13 protein-coding genes are annotated in these 14877 nt (G+C 69.0%); 7 read left to right on the top strand and 6 right to left on the bottom strand.

Annotated features, from left to right (window positions below; genetic code table 11):
• The first annotated feature begins 110 nt into the window (after nt 1–110).
• Nucleotides 111–1127: a LacI family DNA-binding transcriptional regulator gene (locus tag OG595_RS43075; RefSeq protein ID WP_329283615.1), complete on the top strand. Its 1017-nt coding sequence runs from the start codon at nt 111–113 to the stop codon at nt 1125–1127.
• Between the two features lie 125 nt (nt 1128–1252).
• Here the strand turns inward: OG595_RS43075 and OG595_RS43070 are convergent, their stop codons facing one another.
• Nucleotides 1253–1666, bottom strand: a complete 414-nt coding sequence (locus tag OG595_RS43070; protein ID WP_329282013.1) for a cellulose binding domain-containing protein — start codon at nt 1664–1666, stop codon at nt 1253–1255.
• A 122-nt stretch (nt 1667–1788) separates the two neighbouring features.
• Between OG595_RS43070 and OG595_RS43065 the strand changes: the two genes are divergently transcribed.
• Nucleotides 1789–2652, top strand: a complete 864-nt coding sequence (locus OG595_RS43065; protein WP_329282011.1) for a metalloregulator ArsR/SmtB family transcription factor — start codon at nt 1789–1791, stop codon at nt 2650–2652.
• Entirely contained in the window at nt 2649–3251 is a 603-nt protein-coding gene (locus tag OG595_RS43060) for a dihydrofolate reductase family protein (protein WP_329282010.1), read from the top strand. Before OG595_RS43065 ends, OG595_RS43060 begins: the two co-directional genes overlap by 4 nt.
• 53 nt (nt 3252–3304) lie before the next feature.
• On the opposite strand, the gene OG595_RS43055 is transcribed toward OG595_RS43060, so the two are convergent.
• Both OG595_RS43055 and OG595_RS43050 read right to left on the bottom strand, forming a co-directional pair.
• The gene (locus OG595_RS43055) at nt 3305–3472 is read right to left on the bottom strand and encodes a hypothetical protein (RefSeq protein ID WP_329282009.1); all 168 of its coding nucleotides are present in this window, start codon (nt 3470–3472) and stop codon (nt 3305–3307) included.
• A 16-nt stretch (nt 3473–3488) separates the two neighbouring features.
• Nucleotides 3489–5261, bottom strand: a complete 1773-nt coding sequence (locus OG595_RS43050) for a glycoside hydrolase family 6 protein (RefSeq protein ID WP_329282008.1) — start codon at nt 5259–5261, stop codon at nt 3489–3491.
• A 712-nt stretch (nt 5262–5973) separates the two neighbouring features.
• Here OG595_RS43050 and OG595_RS43045 point away from each other — a divergent pair.
• The 3 genes from OG595_RS43045 to OG595_RS43035 all read left to right on the top strand — a co-directional run bounded on the left by OG595_RS43045 (nt 5974) and on the right by OG595_RS43035 (nt 11649).
• Nucleotides 5974–8892 carry a glycoside hydrolase family 48 protein gene (locus OG595_RS43045; RefSeq protein ID WP_329282006.1) on the top strand — a complete coding sequence of 973 codons (2919 nt, stop codon included), beginning with the start codon at nt 5974–5976 and terminating at the stop codon, nt 8890–8892.
• A gap of 356 nt (nt 8893–9248) precedes the next feature.
• Nucleotides 9249–10271 (top strand): LacI family DNA-binding transcriptional regulator, encoded by a 1023-nt coding sequence (locus OG595_RS43040; RefSeq protein ID WP_329282003.1) that lies wholly within the window; start codon nt 9249–9251, stop codon nt 10269–10271.
• A 229-nt stretch (nt 10272–10500) separates the two neighbouring features.
• Complete coding sequence (locus OG595_RS43035) at nt 10501–11649, top strand: GH12 family glycosyl hydrolase domain-containing protein (protein ID WP_329282000.1); 1149 nt, start codon at nt 10501–10503, stop codon at nt 11647–11649.
• 194 nt (nt 11650–11843) lie between these two features.
• On the opposite strand, the gene OG595_RS43030 is transcribed toward OG595_RS43035, so the two are convergent.
• The 3 genes from OG595_RS43030 to OG595_RS43020 form a co-directional block, all read right to left on the bottom strand.
• Nucleotides 11844–12818, bottom strand: coding sequence for an expansin EXLX1 family cellulose-binding protein (locus OG595_RS43030; protein ID WP_443073305.1), 975 nt, complete (start codon nt 12816–12818; stop codon nt 11844–11846).
• 168 nt (nt 12819–12986) lie between these two features.
• Entirely contained in the window at nt 12987–13466 is a 480-nt protein-coding gene (locus tag OG595_RS43025; RefSeq protein ID WP_329281995.1) for an RICIN domain-containing protein, read from the bottom strand.
• A 67-nt stretch (nt 13467–13533) separates the two neighbouring features.
• Entirely contained in the window at nt 13534–14370 is an 837-nt protein-coding gene (locus tag OG595_RS43020) for an endonuclease/exonuclease/phosphatase family protein (protein ID WP_329281993.1), read from the bottom strand.
• A 170-nt stretch (nt 14371–14540) separates the two neighbouring features.
• Here OG595_RS43020 and OG595_RS43015 point away from each other — a divergent pair, with 170 nt between their 5' ends.
• A complete protein-coding gene (locus OG595_RS43015) occupies nt 14541–14876 on the top strand; it encodes a hypothetical protein (RefSeq protein WP_329281992.1) in 336 nt (111 codons plus the stop codon).
• Nucleotide 14877: the final 1 nt, after the last annotated feature.

Below are 14877 nucleotides of genomic sequence, written 5' to 3'. Positions count from 1 at the left end.
TTGCCGGAGGATGTCGTGCCGCTTCGTCCGGGGCCCGCTGACGCTCTCCAGAGGTCTGGCACAATGCGCAGGTGAAGGCCGTCGGACAGCGCGCGAGCGAGGGAGTCGTCATGGAGGGCAGGCAACGCCCGACCATCAAGACCGTGGCCGCGCGCGCCGGCGTCGGACGCACCACGGTTTCACGAGTCATCAACGGCTCGGAACTCGTCAGCGAAAAGGCGAGGGCCGCCGTGCTCGCCGCCATCGACGAACTGAACTACGTACCGAACTCGGTCGCCCGGGGGCTCGTGACGAGCAGGACGAACTCCGTTGCCCTGGTGATCCCCGAATCGGCGAGCAGACTGGGCTCCGAGCCCTACTTCGCCGCGGTCATCCGCGGTGTCAGCACCGCCCTCGCGGAAACCCGGACACAGCTCCAACTGGTGCTCGTACGCGACCAGGCCGAGCGGGACCAGCTCACCGAGTCGGTGGCGGAGCGGCGCGTCGACGGGGTGCTCCTGGTCTCGGTGCACGAGCACGACCCACTGCCGGGGCTGCTGGAGGACATGGGCCTGCCCACGGTGCTCGCCGGACGCCGCTCCCCCGCCGAGTCGCTCAGCCACGTGCACTCCGACAACGCGGGCGGAGCCGCGGCGGCCGTCAGGCACCTGCTCGCGCGAGGCAGACGGACCGTCACCACGATCAGCGGTCCCCTCGACATGGACGTGGCGCGCAGTCGGCTCCAGGGCTGGCGGGAGGCCCTTGAGAAAGCGGGTCACGAGGTCACCGATCAGCTGGCGGCCTCGGCGGACTTCACCGAAGAGGGCGGCGCGGCCGCCATGCGTTCACTCCTTGGACAAGTCCCCGAACTCGACGCCGTGTTCATCGCCTCTGACGTCATGGCGGCGGGGGCACTGACGGAGTTGCGCAGGCAGAAGCGCCGCGTCCCCGACGACGTGGCGGTGGTCGGCTTCGACGACTCCATCATCGCCCGGCACAGCAATCCGCCCCTCACCAGTGTGCGTCAGCCCATCGAGGAGATCGGCAGCATGATCGCCCGCATCCTCCTCAGGGAGATCGGCGACCCTGAGGAGCCGCGTCAGCATGTCGTTCTTCCCACCGAGCTCGTGATCCGCGAATCCTCCTAGGTTCGCCAGGAGCACTCGAAGTCGCTGCCGCCAGGGTTCCGGGTGCCGGACGGCCGTGTGCGGCCCGGCGCCGTGACACCGCCATCCTCCGTTCTCGTCCTCCAGGTCACCTCGGCGTGCTCCCTTCAACGGCACAGGCCGTGCCGTTGAAGCGAGCACCAGTCCGGCGAGGCGGTGTCACCGGTGCGGGCGGCCTGGAAGCCGATGCCTGCCGACGCGCCGGGCACGATGGTCCCGTTGCGGGTGACGCTCTTTGCCCTCATCCAGCCGGAGGCGGGCGCACAGGCGGTGTTCCAACCGAACGGGACGACCTGGCCGCCGGGCAGGGTGAAGGCCAGGAACCCGCCGTTGATCGCGGTGATGCCCGTGTTGGTGAGGGTGAGGTTCGCGGTCGGACCGGAGTTCCACGAGCTGACGGTGCCGGTGACCCGGCAGGTCAGGGTGCCGGGCGCCGGGGTGGAGGTCTGGAGCCGCGTGAAGAACCTCCTTCGCCTCCCCCCTCCACGTCCACCGGCAGCCAGGGCCTGGCCCGGTGTCACCGCCGGCCCCGTCCCGCGGAGCGGCGATGTGCCCTTCGTCGAACGCGGCACGCGCCACGACCCCGAGCAAGTCGCAACACATTCCTTGACACGAATATTCTTCATGGAGAATACTTCTGGTCATGGACGCACTCCTCACCGCACTGGCCGACCCGGCCCGCTGGCGTCTCCTGAGCCTGCTGGCCGAGCGACCCCGCTCGGTCGGCGTTCTCGCCCAGCTCACCGACGCGCGGCAGCCCCAGACGACCAAGCACCTGCAAACCCTTGAGCGCGCCGGCGTTGTCACGTCCCAACGCACAGGTCAGCGACGCATCTACACACTCCGGCCCGGACCCCTGCGGGACCTGGCAGCCGCACTCAGCCAACTCGCCGACACCGCGGACGAGGCCGACGGCCCGGGTGAGACCTACGACCGCTACGGGTTGAGCGTCGACGCGGAGCGGCTCGCCGCACAGGAGTCGGGGTGGGCCGACGGCCGCTCGTTCACCTTCCACCGGTCGTTGACAGGGCGCCCCGAAATCGTCTGGCGCCACCTCACCGACACCGCCCTGCTCACGCGCTGGTGGACCCCCGAGGACCTCCGCGTCTCCGAACTCGTCTTCGAGGCGCGCCCCGGAGGGCGGATCGTCCAGGAGTACCGCGACGCGGAGGACATCGCCGGCTCCCACCCGGTCGTCGGGCGCGCGGAGGGGGTCGTCGACGACGTACGACCCGGTGAACACCTCGCCTACCGGCTCTCCCCGCGGCTTCCTGACGGCCGTCTCGCCTTCACCGCCCACGTCGTCATGAACCTCGGTCCCACCAGCACCGGCACAGACCTCGACGTCCGCTGGCGAATCACCGACAGCACCGTCGACTCCGCGGACTTCGTCGCCGGGATCGAGATCGGCTTCGGCCAGAGCCTCGACAAACTCGCGGCGACCCTCAGCGCGTACCCACACGACACCGACACCACCGACAACACCGCCACCAGGAGCGCGAGATGACACAGCAGACCGCCGACCGACGAGTAGTCACCAACATGGCCCTCTCCCTCGACGGCCACTACGCCGCACCAGACAACCCTCTGGACATGCGCTGGGTGATGCCGTACGCCGTGACCGACGTCGCCCGCGACCATCTGACCAGCCTCTGGGAGCCGGCGACGACGGCCCTGCTCGGGCGGGTCAACGCCGAGGGGTTCCTCGGTTTCTGGCCCACCGTCATCGGCATGGAGGGTGCCGACCCACGCGACGAGGCCTTCGCGAAGTGGCTCGTCGACACAGACAAGGTGGTCCTCTCCTCGACCCTCGACAAGACGCCGTGGGAGCGTACGACGATCGTCGACAAGCCGACCGTCGAGGTGGTCACGGACCTCAAGGCGACCGAAGGCGGCGACATCCTCGTGCTCTCCAGCGCGAGCGTCGTCAAGGCACTCCTGACGGCCGGCAAGGTGGACCGGCTGGCGCTGACGATCTTTCCGGTCTTCCTCGGCGGCGGGCCCCGCCTCTTCGACGACGGCCTGCCCGCGCACCAGTGGACACTCGTCAGCCAGACCGCGGGCGAGCACGGCACGTTGGCCCTCGTCTACGACCGGGTCCGCTGAGTCGCCCGACCGGCCCGGTCGTCCGAAGGGGACCGAGGTACTCCGAGATGCAGTCAGGCCGTGGACGTCTCCATCGCCGAGGTGACGGCCTGACCGAACCACGGCGTCCAGTGACGTGTCACCCGGATGATCGCCGCACCGAGGGAGACGGCCGGCCTGACGCACTGGATCCGCCGGGATCCGTCCTCGGCCAGGGGCGAGGGACGGATCCCGGCGGTCACCTACCGCCTCAGCAGGTCACGACAGCGGCGGGTAGGCGTTCCGGACCAGCTGCTGGAACTGGGCCGAGAACCACCGTCCGGCCAGCGGCGAGTTCGGCAGTGCGCCCGTGAGGTTGTTGCCGTTGCGGGCGTTGCCGCCGTACGTCGGGTCGCACATCCGGTCGAAGCCCTTGCCCTCGTCGTTGGGGATGGCGGTGCTGTTGCCGTCCGACTCCCCCGGCGGCTTGACCCACACGTAGGCGTCGATGCCGGTGGCCGGAGCCGCGGTCGGCCGTTCACCGATGCCCGCGCCGCTCTGGTTGCACCAGTTGCCGGCGTGGATCCGCCGGTCGATGCGGCTGGCGTCGACATAGCCGTCCACGGTGGTCTGCGTCCCGGGGCCGGTGGGCCGGGCGGAGCCGCCCCAGCCGTTGCGCGAGGTGTCGATCAGCATGCCGAGTCCGGAGTTGAATCCGGCCGCGACGAGCTTGTCGCGGAACGCCTGGGCGAAGGACTGCTCGTCCACGTACTGGTTCCAGTCGACCCACTTCGACTGGCGCACGGTCTGGCCTCCCACCATGTCGGTGACCTTGAGGTACGGCTCCTTGGTGGGGCTGTAGTTCGCGGTGTTGACGATGAAGCCGGCCACGTCGTTCACGCTCGCGCCGTTCGACGTCGCGACCTTCTGGAACTGCTGCACGGCCGGAGCGAGGTTGCTGTCCCAGCCGAGCCAGCCGTGGTGGGCGGCGTCGATGTAGTTGTAGACGCCGGGGATGTCGCCCAGCTTGTCCAGGGCGTAGCCGACGCCCTTCTCGTAGTTGCCGTTGGCCTTCATGGTCACGCAGGCGTCGGTGGTGGTGGGGGTGCCGCCGGCGTTGGTGACCAGGTTGGGCAGCGAGTCGGGCTCGATGACGGTGGCGATCCGCAGGCCGGCGTACTTGGCTTCGGACAGGATCGACACAATGGGGTCGATGTACTGGGACTTGTACTTGTCGAGGTCGTTGGGCCCCAGTTCGCCGTTGGAGGCGAGGGCGGCGCAGTCGCGGCCGGGCAGGTCGTAGATCACGATCTGGACGACGAGTTCACCTGAGCCCTTCTGCTTCAGGGCCTCGTCGAGGTGGGCGCGCAGACCCATGCCGCCGTTGACGCCGTTGATGGCGGCGATGCGGTCGAGCCAGACGGCGGTGGGCTGGTTGGCGATACTGCTGCCGCCCGGTTCGGCGGCGGCCTTGGCGGACCACTCGGGGTTCACGTACACCTTGGCGCCGGTGTAGGGGTTGTCCACCCGGCTACCGGTTCCGCCGCCGTCCCCACCGCCGGTGCCGCCGCCGGTTCCACCGCCTGTGCCGCCACCCGTGCCGCCGCCGGTACCGCCACCTGTGCCACCGCCGTTGTCGACGTTGCAGGCGACACCGTCGAGGGTGAATGTGGCGGGCACGCTGTTGGTGCCGCTGTAGGAGCCGTTGAAGCCGAAGCTGACCGAACCACCGCTCGCCAGCGTGCCGTTGTAGTTCTCGTTGGTGGCGGTGACGTCGCCACCACTCTGGCTGATCTTCGCGTTCCAGCCGTTCGTGACCCTCTGGTTGCCGGCGTACGACCACTTCACCGACCAGCCCGACTTGGCGGCCGCGTTGTTGGTGATGGTCACGGCGGCGGTGAAACCGGTGTCCCACTGGCTCTGCAACTTGTAGTCGACGGTGCAGGGGACGGCCGCGGTGGCAGCGCCGGCCTGGCCGACGATGAGCGCCGTTCCCGACGTCCCGGCGACCAGCGCCAGGGCGGCGAGCAGAGATGTCCTGGTGTGACTCATGAGTGCGGGCTTCCTCTTCTTGATGTGGACGTGCGGGTTCTTGATGTGGACGTGCGGGATGGAGGCCGCGCGAACGGTCGCGCGAGCCGACGCCCTACAGGGGCAGTGACTTCGTGGGCGGAGATCAGGGACGGATCGGCGAAGGAGTCCTGCACGTTCCGGGTCCGGCCGGACAGGACGGGCACACGGGTCGTCGCACCACGTCACAGCCCGGTCGTCGGGCGACCGCAGGGTGGTGTGACCACCGAGCTCGGACCTCATCGGTGCGGGATTGTTCGTCGGCGTCACGGCCGCTGATCGGCCCAGTGCCCAGGAGGGGCCCGTCGCACTGGCTGGTGACGGCGTGTCCCACTGCGTGCGCGGCCGTGGCTCCCCGGGCCGAGAACACAGGTGGACCAGCGCTCAGGAGAGCGTCGCTGACTAAAAGTACTGAATGCGGGGGGTGTCGCATGAGCGAGTCCTTACAGCTTGGCGCGCCGCTTCGGACGCGTCGAGTGATGGAACCGCTCCCACTGGTGAGGAGGAAGTTAGCGCCAACTGGCGGGGTTTCATAGGGTCCTTGCGAAACTTTCGCTCCCGTCGGGTCAGTTCGAACTTTGAAGTCGTCGGCATCTTGACCGATCCCACCTTCGTCTCCACGATGGGAGCGCTCCCACTGGATTCCCCCCTCGACATCTCTCCGTGAGTCGCGTGACGCAAGGAGGAACAGCACATGGATCCCGGACGCAAACGCAGAACCGTACGGCGGTTCTGGACCGCAGCCGCCGCCGTGTTCGCTCTGCCCCTGTCGATGCTCGCCAGCGGGACGACCACCGCGAACGCGGCGTCCGTGCAGTGCAGCGTCGACTACAGGACCAACGACTGGGGATCCGGCTTCACCGCCGACCTCACCCTCACCAACCGCGGTACCGCCGCGATCGACGGCTGGACCCTGGCCTACGGCTACTCGGGCAACCAGAAGCTCGCGAACGGGTGGAACGGAACCTGGTCCCAGTCCGGTCAGGCCATCACCGTCAAGAACGCCTCGTACAACGGCACCATCGCCCCGGGCGCTGCCGTCTCCGCGGGCGCACAGTTCAGCTACAGCGGCAGCAACGCGGCGCCGACCGGCTTCGCGGTCAACGGCACCAGTTGCGTCGGCGCCCACCAGCCGCCGATCACCGTACTGACCAGCCCGGCCGCCGGCGCGGTCTACTCGCTGGGTGACGCCGTACCGCTCGCGGCGACCACAGCCGCCGCGGACGGCGCGACGATCAGCAAGGTGGAGTTCTACGACGACACCACGCTGCTGGGCACGGACACGAGCGCGCCCTACACCCTCTCCGCCTCCGGTCTGGCTGTGGGCAGTCATTCCCTGCTGGCGAAGGCGTACGACAGTCTGGGCGCGTCGGCGGAGTCCACGCCGGTCGGCATCACGGTCGCCACGGGTCCCGCCGTGGTGGCCTCGACCGGTCAACTCGCCGTCCAGCAGGGCAAGTCGGCGACGTACGACGTGAAGCTGTCGAGCCGGCCGTCGGCCGGTGTGACCGTGACGACGGCCCGGACCGGCGGCAACTCGGGGCTGTCGGTGACCGGTGGGGCGTCACTCACGTTCACCTCGTCGAACTGGAACACCGCGCAGAAGGTGACCGTCACGGCGGACTCCTCCGGCACGGGAGCGGCGACCTTCGAGTCGACGGCCGCCGGGCACGGCAAGGCGTCGGTCACGGTCACCCAGATCGCGGCGTCCAAGACCTACGACGCCCGGTTCCTGGAGCTCTACGGCAAGATCACCAACCCGGCGAGCGGCTACTTCTCTCCCGAGGGCATCCCCTACCACTCGGTGGAGACACTGATCGTCGAGGCCCCGGACCACGGCCACGAGACCACGTCGGAGGCCTACAGCTACCTCCTGTGGCTCCAGGCCATGTACGGCAAGGTCACCGGAGACTGGACCAAGTTCAACGGCGCCTGGGACATCATGGAGAGGTACATGATCCCCACCCACGCCGACCAGCCGACCAACTCCTTCTACAGCGCCTCCAAACCGGCGACCTACGGGCCCGAGGAGGACACGCCGGACCAGTATCCGACCGCGCTCGACCCTTCCGTACCCGTCGGTTCGGACCCGATCGCCGGTGAGCTGAAGTCGGCCTACAGCACGGACGACGTCTACGGCATGCACTGGATCCAGGACGTCGACAACACCTACGGCTTCGGCAACACGCCGGGCGGCAAGTGCGAGGCCGGGCCGACGGAGACCGGACCGTCGTACATGAACACCTTCCAGCGCGGCCCGCAGGAATCGGTGTGGGAGACGGTGCCGCAGCCGACCTGCGACGCCTTCAAGTACGGTGGCAAGAACGGCTATCTGGACCTGTTCACCGGGGACAAGTCGTACGCCAAGCAGTGGAAGTACACCACCGCGCCGGACGCCGACGCGCGTGCTGTGCAGGCCGCCTACTGGGCGGATCTGTGGGCGAAGCAGCAGGGCAAGGGCTCGGCCGTGTCGGGCACGATCGCCAAGGCCGCCAAGATGGGCGACTACCTGCGGTACGCCATGTACGACAAGTACTTCAAGAAGATCGGCAACTGCGTGGGGCCCTCGTCCTGCCCGGCCGGTACCGGCAAGGACGCCTCGCACTACCTGATGTCCTGGTACTACGCCTGGGGCGGGTCCACCGACACCAGCGCGGGCTGGTCCTGGCGGATCGGCTCCAGCTTCGCCCACAGCGGCTACCAGAACCCGCTGGCCGCCTACGCGCTCAGCTCGTACGCCGACCTGAAGCCCAAGTCGTCGACCGGCGCGGCCGACTGGAGCAAGTCGCTCCAGCGTCAGATGGAGTTCTACCGCTGGCTCCAGGCGGACGAGGGCGCGATCGCCGGCGGCTCGACCAACAGCTGGGCGGGCCGTTACGCGACCCCGCCGGCCGGGAAGTCGACGTTCTACGGCATGTACTACGACCAGCAGCCGGTCTACCACGACCCGCCGTCCAACCAGTGGTTCGGCTTCCAGGCATGGTCCATGGAACGGGTCGCCGAGTACTACCAGCAGACGGGCAACGCCGCCGCGAAGGCGGTCCTCGACAAGTGGGTCAAGTGGGCGCTGTCCAAGACCACGATCAACCCGGACGGCAGCTACCAGATCCCCTCCACCCTCCAGTGGTCGGGCCAGCCCGACACCTGGAACCCGTCAAGTCCCGGCGCCAACAGCGGACTTCATGTCACCGTCGCCGACTACACCAACGACGTCGGAGTGGCGGCGGCCTACGCCAAGACCCTCGCGTACTACGGTGCCAAGTCCGGTGACGCGGCGTCGAAGTCGACGGCGAAGGCACTGCTGGACGGCATGTGGAGCAACTACCAGGACAGTCTCGGCATCGCTGTTCCCGAGACCCGCACCGACTACAGCCGGTTCGACGACAGCCTCTACGTGCCGAGCGGCTGGACCGGCAGGATGCCGAACGGCGAGAGCATCGACTCGTCCTCGACGTTCTCCTCGATCCGGTCCTTCTACAAGAACGACCCGGCCTGGTCGAAGATCGAGGCCTACCTCAAGGGTGGCGCCGCGCCCGTCTTCACCTACCACCGGTTCTGGGCCCAGGCGGACATAGCCCTGGCCATGGGCTCGTACGCGGAACTCCTCGAGTAGCCCCCGCCGGCGCTCCGCGTACGCGACCCCGTCGCCTGGTGACGGGGTCACCCGGCCGGGCAGCCCCTACCCCTCGCGGGGGCTGCCCGGTCCTCTCACGGCTCCAGCGGGACCAGGCCCGCACTCGCCCTCCCGAGCAGCCCCCGGAACGGCGCACTGTTCCCCCGAGCAAACAACGGGCACCTCAATCCCGGGAACCTGTCTCCGCCGTCAACCACCAGCGATAACGCCCATACCCCCCTCCACACACCGGGAGCGCTCCCAATTCGCGGGTGCACGGCACCCGCTCCGCTCCTGAAGTCGTGTGCCCGGTTGCCTCCGGCCGGTAAGATCGGTGATCTCTTGGGGAGGCGGTCATGGGCAGACGACGCCCGGACACACCGACGCTGGAGGAGGTGGCCGTCCACGCGCGGGTGGGACGGGGCACGGTCTCCCGCGTCATCAACAACGCGGCGGGCGTGAAGGAGTCGACACGTCGGGCCGTCCAGCGAGCCATCGAGGAACTGGGCTACGTGCCCAATCTCGCCGCCCGTTCCCTGGCCGGGCGGCGGGCCGACGCGGTCGCGCTGGTCATGACGGAGCCGGACTGGCGGCAGTTCGCCGAGCCCTTCTTCTCCGAGATCGTCCGCTCGCTCGGAGACGCGCTGACGGACACCGGGATCCAGCTCCTGCTGACCCTGGTCCGCTCGGACACCGAGCGGCAGCGCTTCCTCGAGTACGCGCGCGGCGGCCGTGTCGACGGTGTCCTGCTGATGTCGGTGCACGCCGGTGACCCACTGCCGGACATGCTCGCCGAAGCCCGGTTGCCGACCGTGCTGCTGGGGCGCCGCTCGGGCGAGGAATACGTCAGCTACGTCGACGCGGACAACATCGGCGGAGCCCGTACCGCCGTCTCCCACCTGCTGCGACAGGGCCGCAGAGTGATAGCGACCATCACCGGGCCGCTCGACCTGTACGCCGCCCAGTGCCGCCTGCGCGGCTACGAGGAGGCCCTGGCGATGGCGGGCCTGGAGGGCGAGCCGGCACGTGTCGCCGAGAGCGACTTCACGGCGGAGAGCGGCCGGCGCGCCATGGCCGAGCTCATCGAACGGTATCCGGACATCGACGGCGTCCTCGCCGCTTCGGACACCACGGCCGCGGGGGCCCTGGAGGCCCTGCGCGCGGCCGGCCGACGGGTGCCCGAGGACGTCGCCGTGATCGGTTTCGACGACTTCTCGCTGGCCCAGCGGACCGAACCACCGCTGACCACGGTGCGCCAGCCGATCGAGGAGATCGGGCGGGCCATGATCCGGCTGCTCCTGGAGGAGATGGAGGAGGGCGCCGTGGCCTGGCGTCACGTCATCCTCCGTACGGAGCTGGTGGTACGCGAGTCGACCTGACGACTCGTCATCCAACCTGTCCGGGGAGCCCTCCCGGAACCGCGTGCTGCATCCCGATGCCCATCTCTGACCTGCGTCTCCGAAATCGGTTGGGCAGGTTCATGCCGACAGTCTTGTCAGGGACCTGAACCATGCCTACAGTCCCAGCCGAAGCCCGGATTGGGAGCGCTCCCATTCACAGAGTTGCGGGAGCCCTTCCGCACCCCCCATCCCCCTGAAGAGGATCCGCATGCGTCCTTCCCCGCACCATGCCCGCAGTGCGCGTGGCCTGTTCGGCGCGCTGCTCACCTCGCTCGTCTCACTCGCCGCGCTCTTGACCACAGCGTCAGTGGCACAGGCCGACACCACGATCTGCCAGGCCTTCGGCACAACGACCATCCAGGGCCGCTACGTGGTTCAGAACAACCGCTGGGGCACCAGCGCCACCCAGTGCATCGCCGTCACCGACTCGGGGTTCAGGATCACCCAGGCCGACGGATCCGTCCCCACGAACGGCGCTCCGAAGTCCTACCCGTCCGTCTACAACGGCTGCCACTACACCAACTGCTCGCCCGGAACCAACCTGCCCGCTCAGCTCAGCACCATCGCCAACGCGCCTTCGAGCATCTCCTACAGCTATGTGAACGACGCGGCGTACAACGCCTCGTACGACATCTGGCTCGACCCCACGCCCCGTACCGACGGCGTGAACCGGACCGAGATCATGCTCTGGTTCAACAAGGTCGGATCCGTCCAGCCCATCGGCTCCCCGGTGGGCACCGCCACCGTGGCCGGGCGGCAGTGGCAGGTGTGGTCCGGCAGCAACGGGTCGAACGACGTGCTGTCCTTCGTCGCGCCGTCGGCGATCAGCAGCTGGAACTTCGATGTCATGGACTTCGCCCGGCAGGCGGTCTCGCGGGGGCTCGCGCAGAACAGTTGGTACCTGACGAGTGTTCAGGCGGGGTTCGAGCCCTGGCAGAACGGCGCGGGTCTGGCCGTCACCTCGTTCTCCTCGACCGTCAACAAGGGGTCCACCACCGACCCGGGCAGCCCCACCGACCCGGGCACCCCCGGAGGATCCACGGCCTGCAAGGTGGCGTACGGAACGAACGTCTGGCAGGGCGGCTTCACCGCCGACGTCACCATCACCAACACCGGCTCCTCCCCTGTCAGCGGCTGGAAGCTCGCGTTCACCCTCCCCTCCGGGCAGCAGATCACCAACGCCTGGAACGCGAACCTGTCCGGGTCGTCAGGCGCTGTCACCGCGAGCAACGTGTCCCACAACGGCGAGGTGGCGGCAGGCGGCCAGGCGACCTTCGGCTTCCAGGGCTCCTCCAGCGGCACTTTCACCCAGCCCACCGCCTTCAGTCTCAACGGCACTGCCTGCGCCACCGGGTGACATGCGTTCGCCTTCCGGGGCCCGCCAGATCCCGCCACGCGGACCGGCGGACCCCGGAGGCCTCGGAACGCCCCCGGCTCCGCGGAGTCCGGGCCCCCTCCGGCAGACCGACGCCCGTGCCCGGGTCGGCCCGCACGGCCGCGCCGTAACCGGTCCACGGCCGGTCCGGAGGGGGCCCGTTGCTGTCGGCGGGGTCAGTGCCGTGCGAACTGGACCCCTGTCGGCTGCACGACATCCGGGCGCACAGCGATCCCGTTGACGGTCAGCCGTTCTCCGTAGATGTCGGTGAGCCTGATCGCTCCGCCGCACCCGCTGCCGTCAGGGGAGAGGAAGTAGTTGTAGTCGGTGCGGGTCAGTTGACGCCATCCGCCGCTGGTGCGGACCTCCAGCCTGGCGAGCGGGTTGCGATGGCCGATTGCCTGGATGCCGCACCAGTAGGCGCTGGACCCGATCTTGTAGCGGATCGAGATCGTGCCCGCCGTGTCGGAGCTCAGCAGACTCCAGGTGATCGCGATCCGGCCGGTCGAGACAGGGACCAGTTTGGCGAAGGCCTGTTCGCTCAGGTCGAGTTGCCCGGGAGCGCAGGGCAGGGGGCACTCGTTGGTGATCTTGACCGTGACGGAGGCGCCGTTCGCCGCGCGGACGAGCACGTACGCCCCGCAGGCTGCCGACGTCTCGTAGTCGGTGGTATTCATCGCGGCGATCATCATGTCGTCGCTCGGGCCGTACGAGCAGGCGCCGTCCCCCACCCCGGCCTGGTAGACAGTGGCGACTCCCTGGTAGGTGCTCTTGGGCCGGATCCGTCCGGCCAGGGATGAAGTGGCGGTGGCCGTCCTCGGCGAGGCGGACGTCGGTACCGCCGACGGGGTCGCGGAAGCCTTCGGGGTCGTGGCGCTCGCCGTGGGGGACGCGGTACCGGCCGACGGAGTCGCGGAAGCGGCCGACGGGGAGGCCGTGGCGGGCTTCTTTTCCGGCGACGTCGGCGCGGGAGTCTCCTGGGAGTCGGCCACGGCGGTGGCCGGGGCGGGCCCGGCATTCCTGCTGCCGTCGGGTTGCATCGTGATGACCAGGCAGACGAGCAGTCCTGTGACGGCCAGCCCCGCGGCGCTGCCGACCATCAGCCCGCGTCTGCGCCTGCGCTGCCGTGCGGCCCGGCGTGTTTCTTGCATGTCCATCCGTTCGGAAGAGCCTGTTGCTGTTGCACTGTTCAGTGGCCACAGCCGGCGAAAAGGTTGCCGCCGATCTTCGGCCGGGCCGGAACGGGTTGCCCTGCGATGGTCACGTCGGTGGCGTGTACCCCCGGGGTGGCGGGCCTGGGCGCGCCACCCCGGGGCCGCTCAGCCGAGCTTGGTCATGTTCCACTGCTGCGGGGCGCCGCCGTTGGGTGTCCACTGGATGACCTGGGTCCCGTCCGCACCGTTGTTGGCGTTGTCCAGCGCCTTGCCGCTGTGCCGGTTGACGAGCCCGAACGCGGCGCCGCCCAGCGCGGTGACAGCCCACTGCTGCTGATGGCCGCCGTCGCCGGTCCGCTGCACCATCCCTCCGCTGTCGGACGTGCTGTTGTTGTCGTCCAGGACCTTGCCGCTGCGGACGCAGACAAGCCTGTAGCAGCCGTGGCCCTGATCGGTGACCGTCCACTGCTGCGACGTACCGCCGTTGACGGTCCACTGGATGATCGGGCTGCCGTCGCCGCCGGTGTTGCCGTTGTCGAGAGCCTTGCCGCTCTGGGCGCAGACAAGCCGGTAGACACCGTCTGCGAGGACGGCCGGCATCCCGTTGACCTCGACGCAGACGACGGAGTCGTTCGTGTTGGGCACGGTGCCCGGCACACTGACGTTGATCTGCCCGCCGCCGACCCAGTAGTTGAGCGGGGCGGAGAGGTTGTTAGGTCGGGTCGAGGTCCGTGTACAGCAGATGGTGGTCCGAGTAGTCGGTGGGCTGCACCCGGCGCAGGAGCGGAGCGATGCCTCGCAGGAAGACGTAGTCGAACTTGCTGTTCCAGTCGGTGGTCGGCTCACACGTGCCGATGGACGAGGCCTGACATCGGGTGTCCGTGTCCGAGGCCTGTGCCCACATCGGGGCGAGTTCGGGAGCGTCCGGCACCGCGTTGAAATCGCCGAGAACGATCGCGCGCTCATGCCGGGCGACAGCTGCGGCGAGCACCTGGACCTGCTTCGCTCGCACTGCTTCCTGACGTCTTTGGGCGAGGTGCGTGTTGAAGACCCGGACAGGGCGGCCCCCGACCATCGTGGTGACTGCCACGTACCCGCGGTCCTCGGACCCGCCGTCGGGGTATTCCACTTTGACGCGGTCCGTCATCGGTGCCGCGGAGAGGATCGCCTGGCCGAAGGCTCCCGGGCTCCACGGCACTCCCCCGCAGCGTCCCCAACTCTGAAGAACCGTCCCGTACTCGACGTGGTAGACCAGCCCGTGAAGGTTCTCCAGATCGTCCCGGATCGCCTCGACGTCACGCACGCACGCTTCTTGCAGGCCGATGACCTGGGGCGCGTACTCGGCGATCTGCGCTGCCCGGTCGACGTTGCTCGCCTCGCAGGGGTTGCAGATGTTCCACGTCATGACCCGGTTCGGTACGATATCCCTCACGGCGTCGACAGGCAGTGCCCTCCCGAACAGGGCGTCGCCCGGTGCGCTGGGGCCGACAAGCACGACGCAGGCCAGTGTCAGCGCACCCGCGAGAAACTGTGTACCCCTGCCGAGCATCGTCGCCTCCTCACTGCGCTCCACACCGCATCCGATGTGTCCCTGCACGAGGTTAGAGGACGACCTTGTGAGCAACCCACGCTCGCGGCCCTCCGCCCGTCTGCGCCAAGGAGCACGATGCGGAAGTTCGGCCCCTCCGCGCCGGGTCCGACCGTTCCCGACATCGACGCGTGACGCGGCGACAGCTTCCCGCGGATCGAAGCCGCCCCGAGAGCAACCGGACCCTCCGCGCCGGAGCCGTCGAGGCGAGCGCCCAACTCCCCGCCGCCTCCCGCACCGAGGGGAGGACGGCCGGCGCCGAACCGCGCGCCGCCGGACAACTCGGCGAGGTCACCTACGAGGATGCGCAGGGCACGATCGGCCTCGACGGGACCGTCGGCGCCCGCCTCACCCCGGCGACGACGGCAGTCGTGCCCGCCCCTGTGATGATCGCCGCCGGCCCGACGGGCTGGTGGCCGGGCGGACAGGCGACCAGTGACGAGTTGCGAATCACGAATTACGAGTGAT

Origin of the sequence: Streptomyces sp. NBC_01451, assembly GCF_036227485.1 — a bacterium.
In the GTDB taxonomy this organism is placed as follows: Bacteria; Actinomycetota; Actinomycetes; order Streptomycetales; family Streptomycetaceae; genus Streptomyces.
The sequence above is the reverse complement of the archived record's forward strand: the minus strand, read 5'-3'. Positions and strand labels throughout refer to the sequence as shown.

Coding starts and splice junctions, on each gene's coding strand:
- OG595_RS43075 (WP_329283615.1), top strand. CDS start 111: ATGGAGGGCAGGCAACGCCCGACCATCAAGACCGTGGCCGCGCGCGCC.
- OG595_RS43065 (WP_329282011.1), top strand. CDS start 1,789: ATGGACGCACTCCTCACCGCACTGGCCGACCCGGCCCGCTGGCGTCTC.
- OG595_RS43060 (WP_329282010.1), top strand. CDS start 2,649: ATGACACAGCAGACCGCCGACCGACGAGTAGTCACCAACATGGCCCTC.
- OG595_RS43050 (WP_329282008.1), bottom strand. CDS start 5,261: ATGAGTCACACCAGGACATCTCTGCTCGCCGCCCTGGCGCTGGTCGCC.
- OG595_RS43045 (WP_329282006.1), top strand. CDS start 5,974: ATGGATCCCGGACGCAAACGCAGAACCGTACGGCGGTTCTGGACCGCA.
- OG595_RS43040 (WP_329282003.1), top strand. CDS start 9,249: ATGGGCAGACGACGCCCGGACACACCGACGCTGGAGGAGGTGGCCGTC.
- OG595_RS43035 (WP_329282000.1), top strand. CDS start 10,501: ATGCGTCCTTCCCCGCACCATGCCCGCAGTGCGCGTGGCCTGTTCGGC.
- OG595_RS43030 (WP_443073305.1), bottom strand. CDS start 12,818: ATGCAAGAAACACGCCGGGCCGCACGGCAGCGCAGGCGCAGACGCGGG.
- OG595_RS43020 (WP_329281993.1), bottom strand. CDS start 14,370: ATGCTCGGCAGGGGTACACAGTTTCTCGCGGGTGCGCTGACACTGGCC.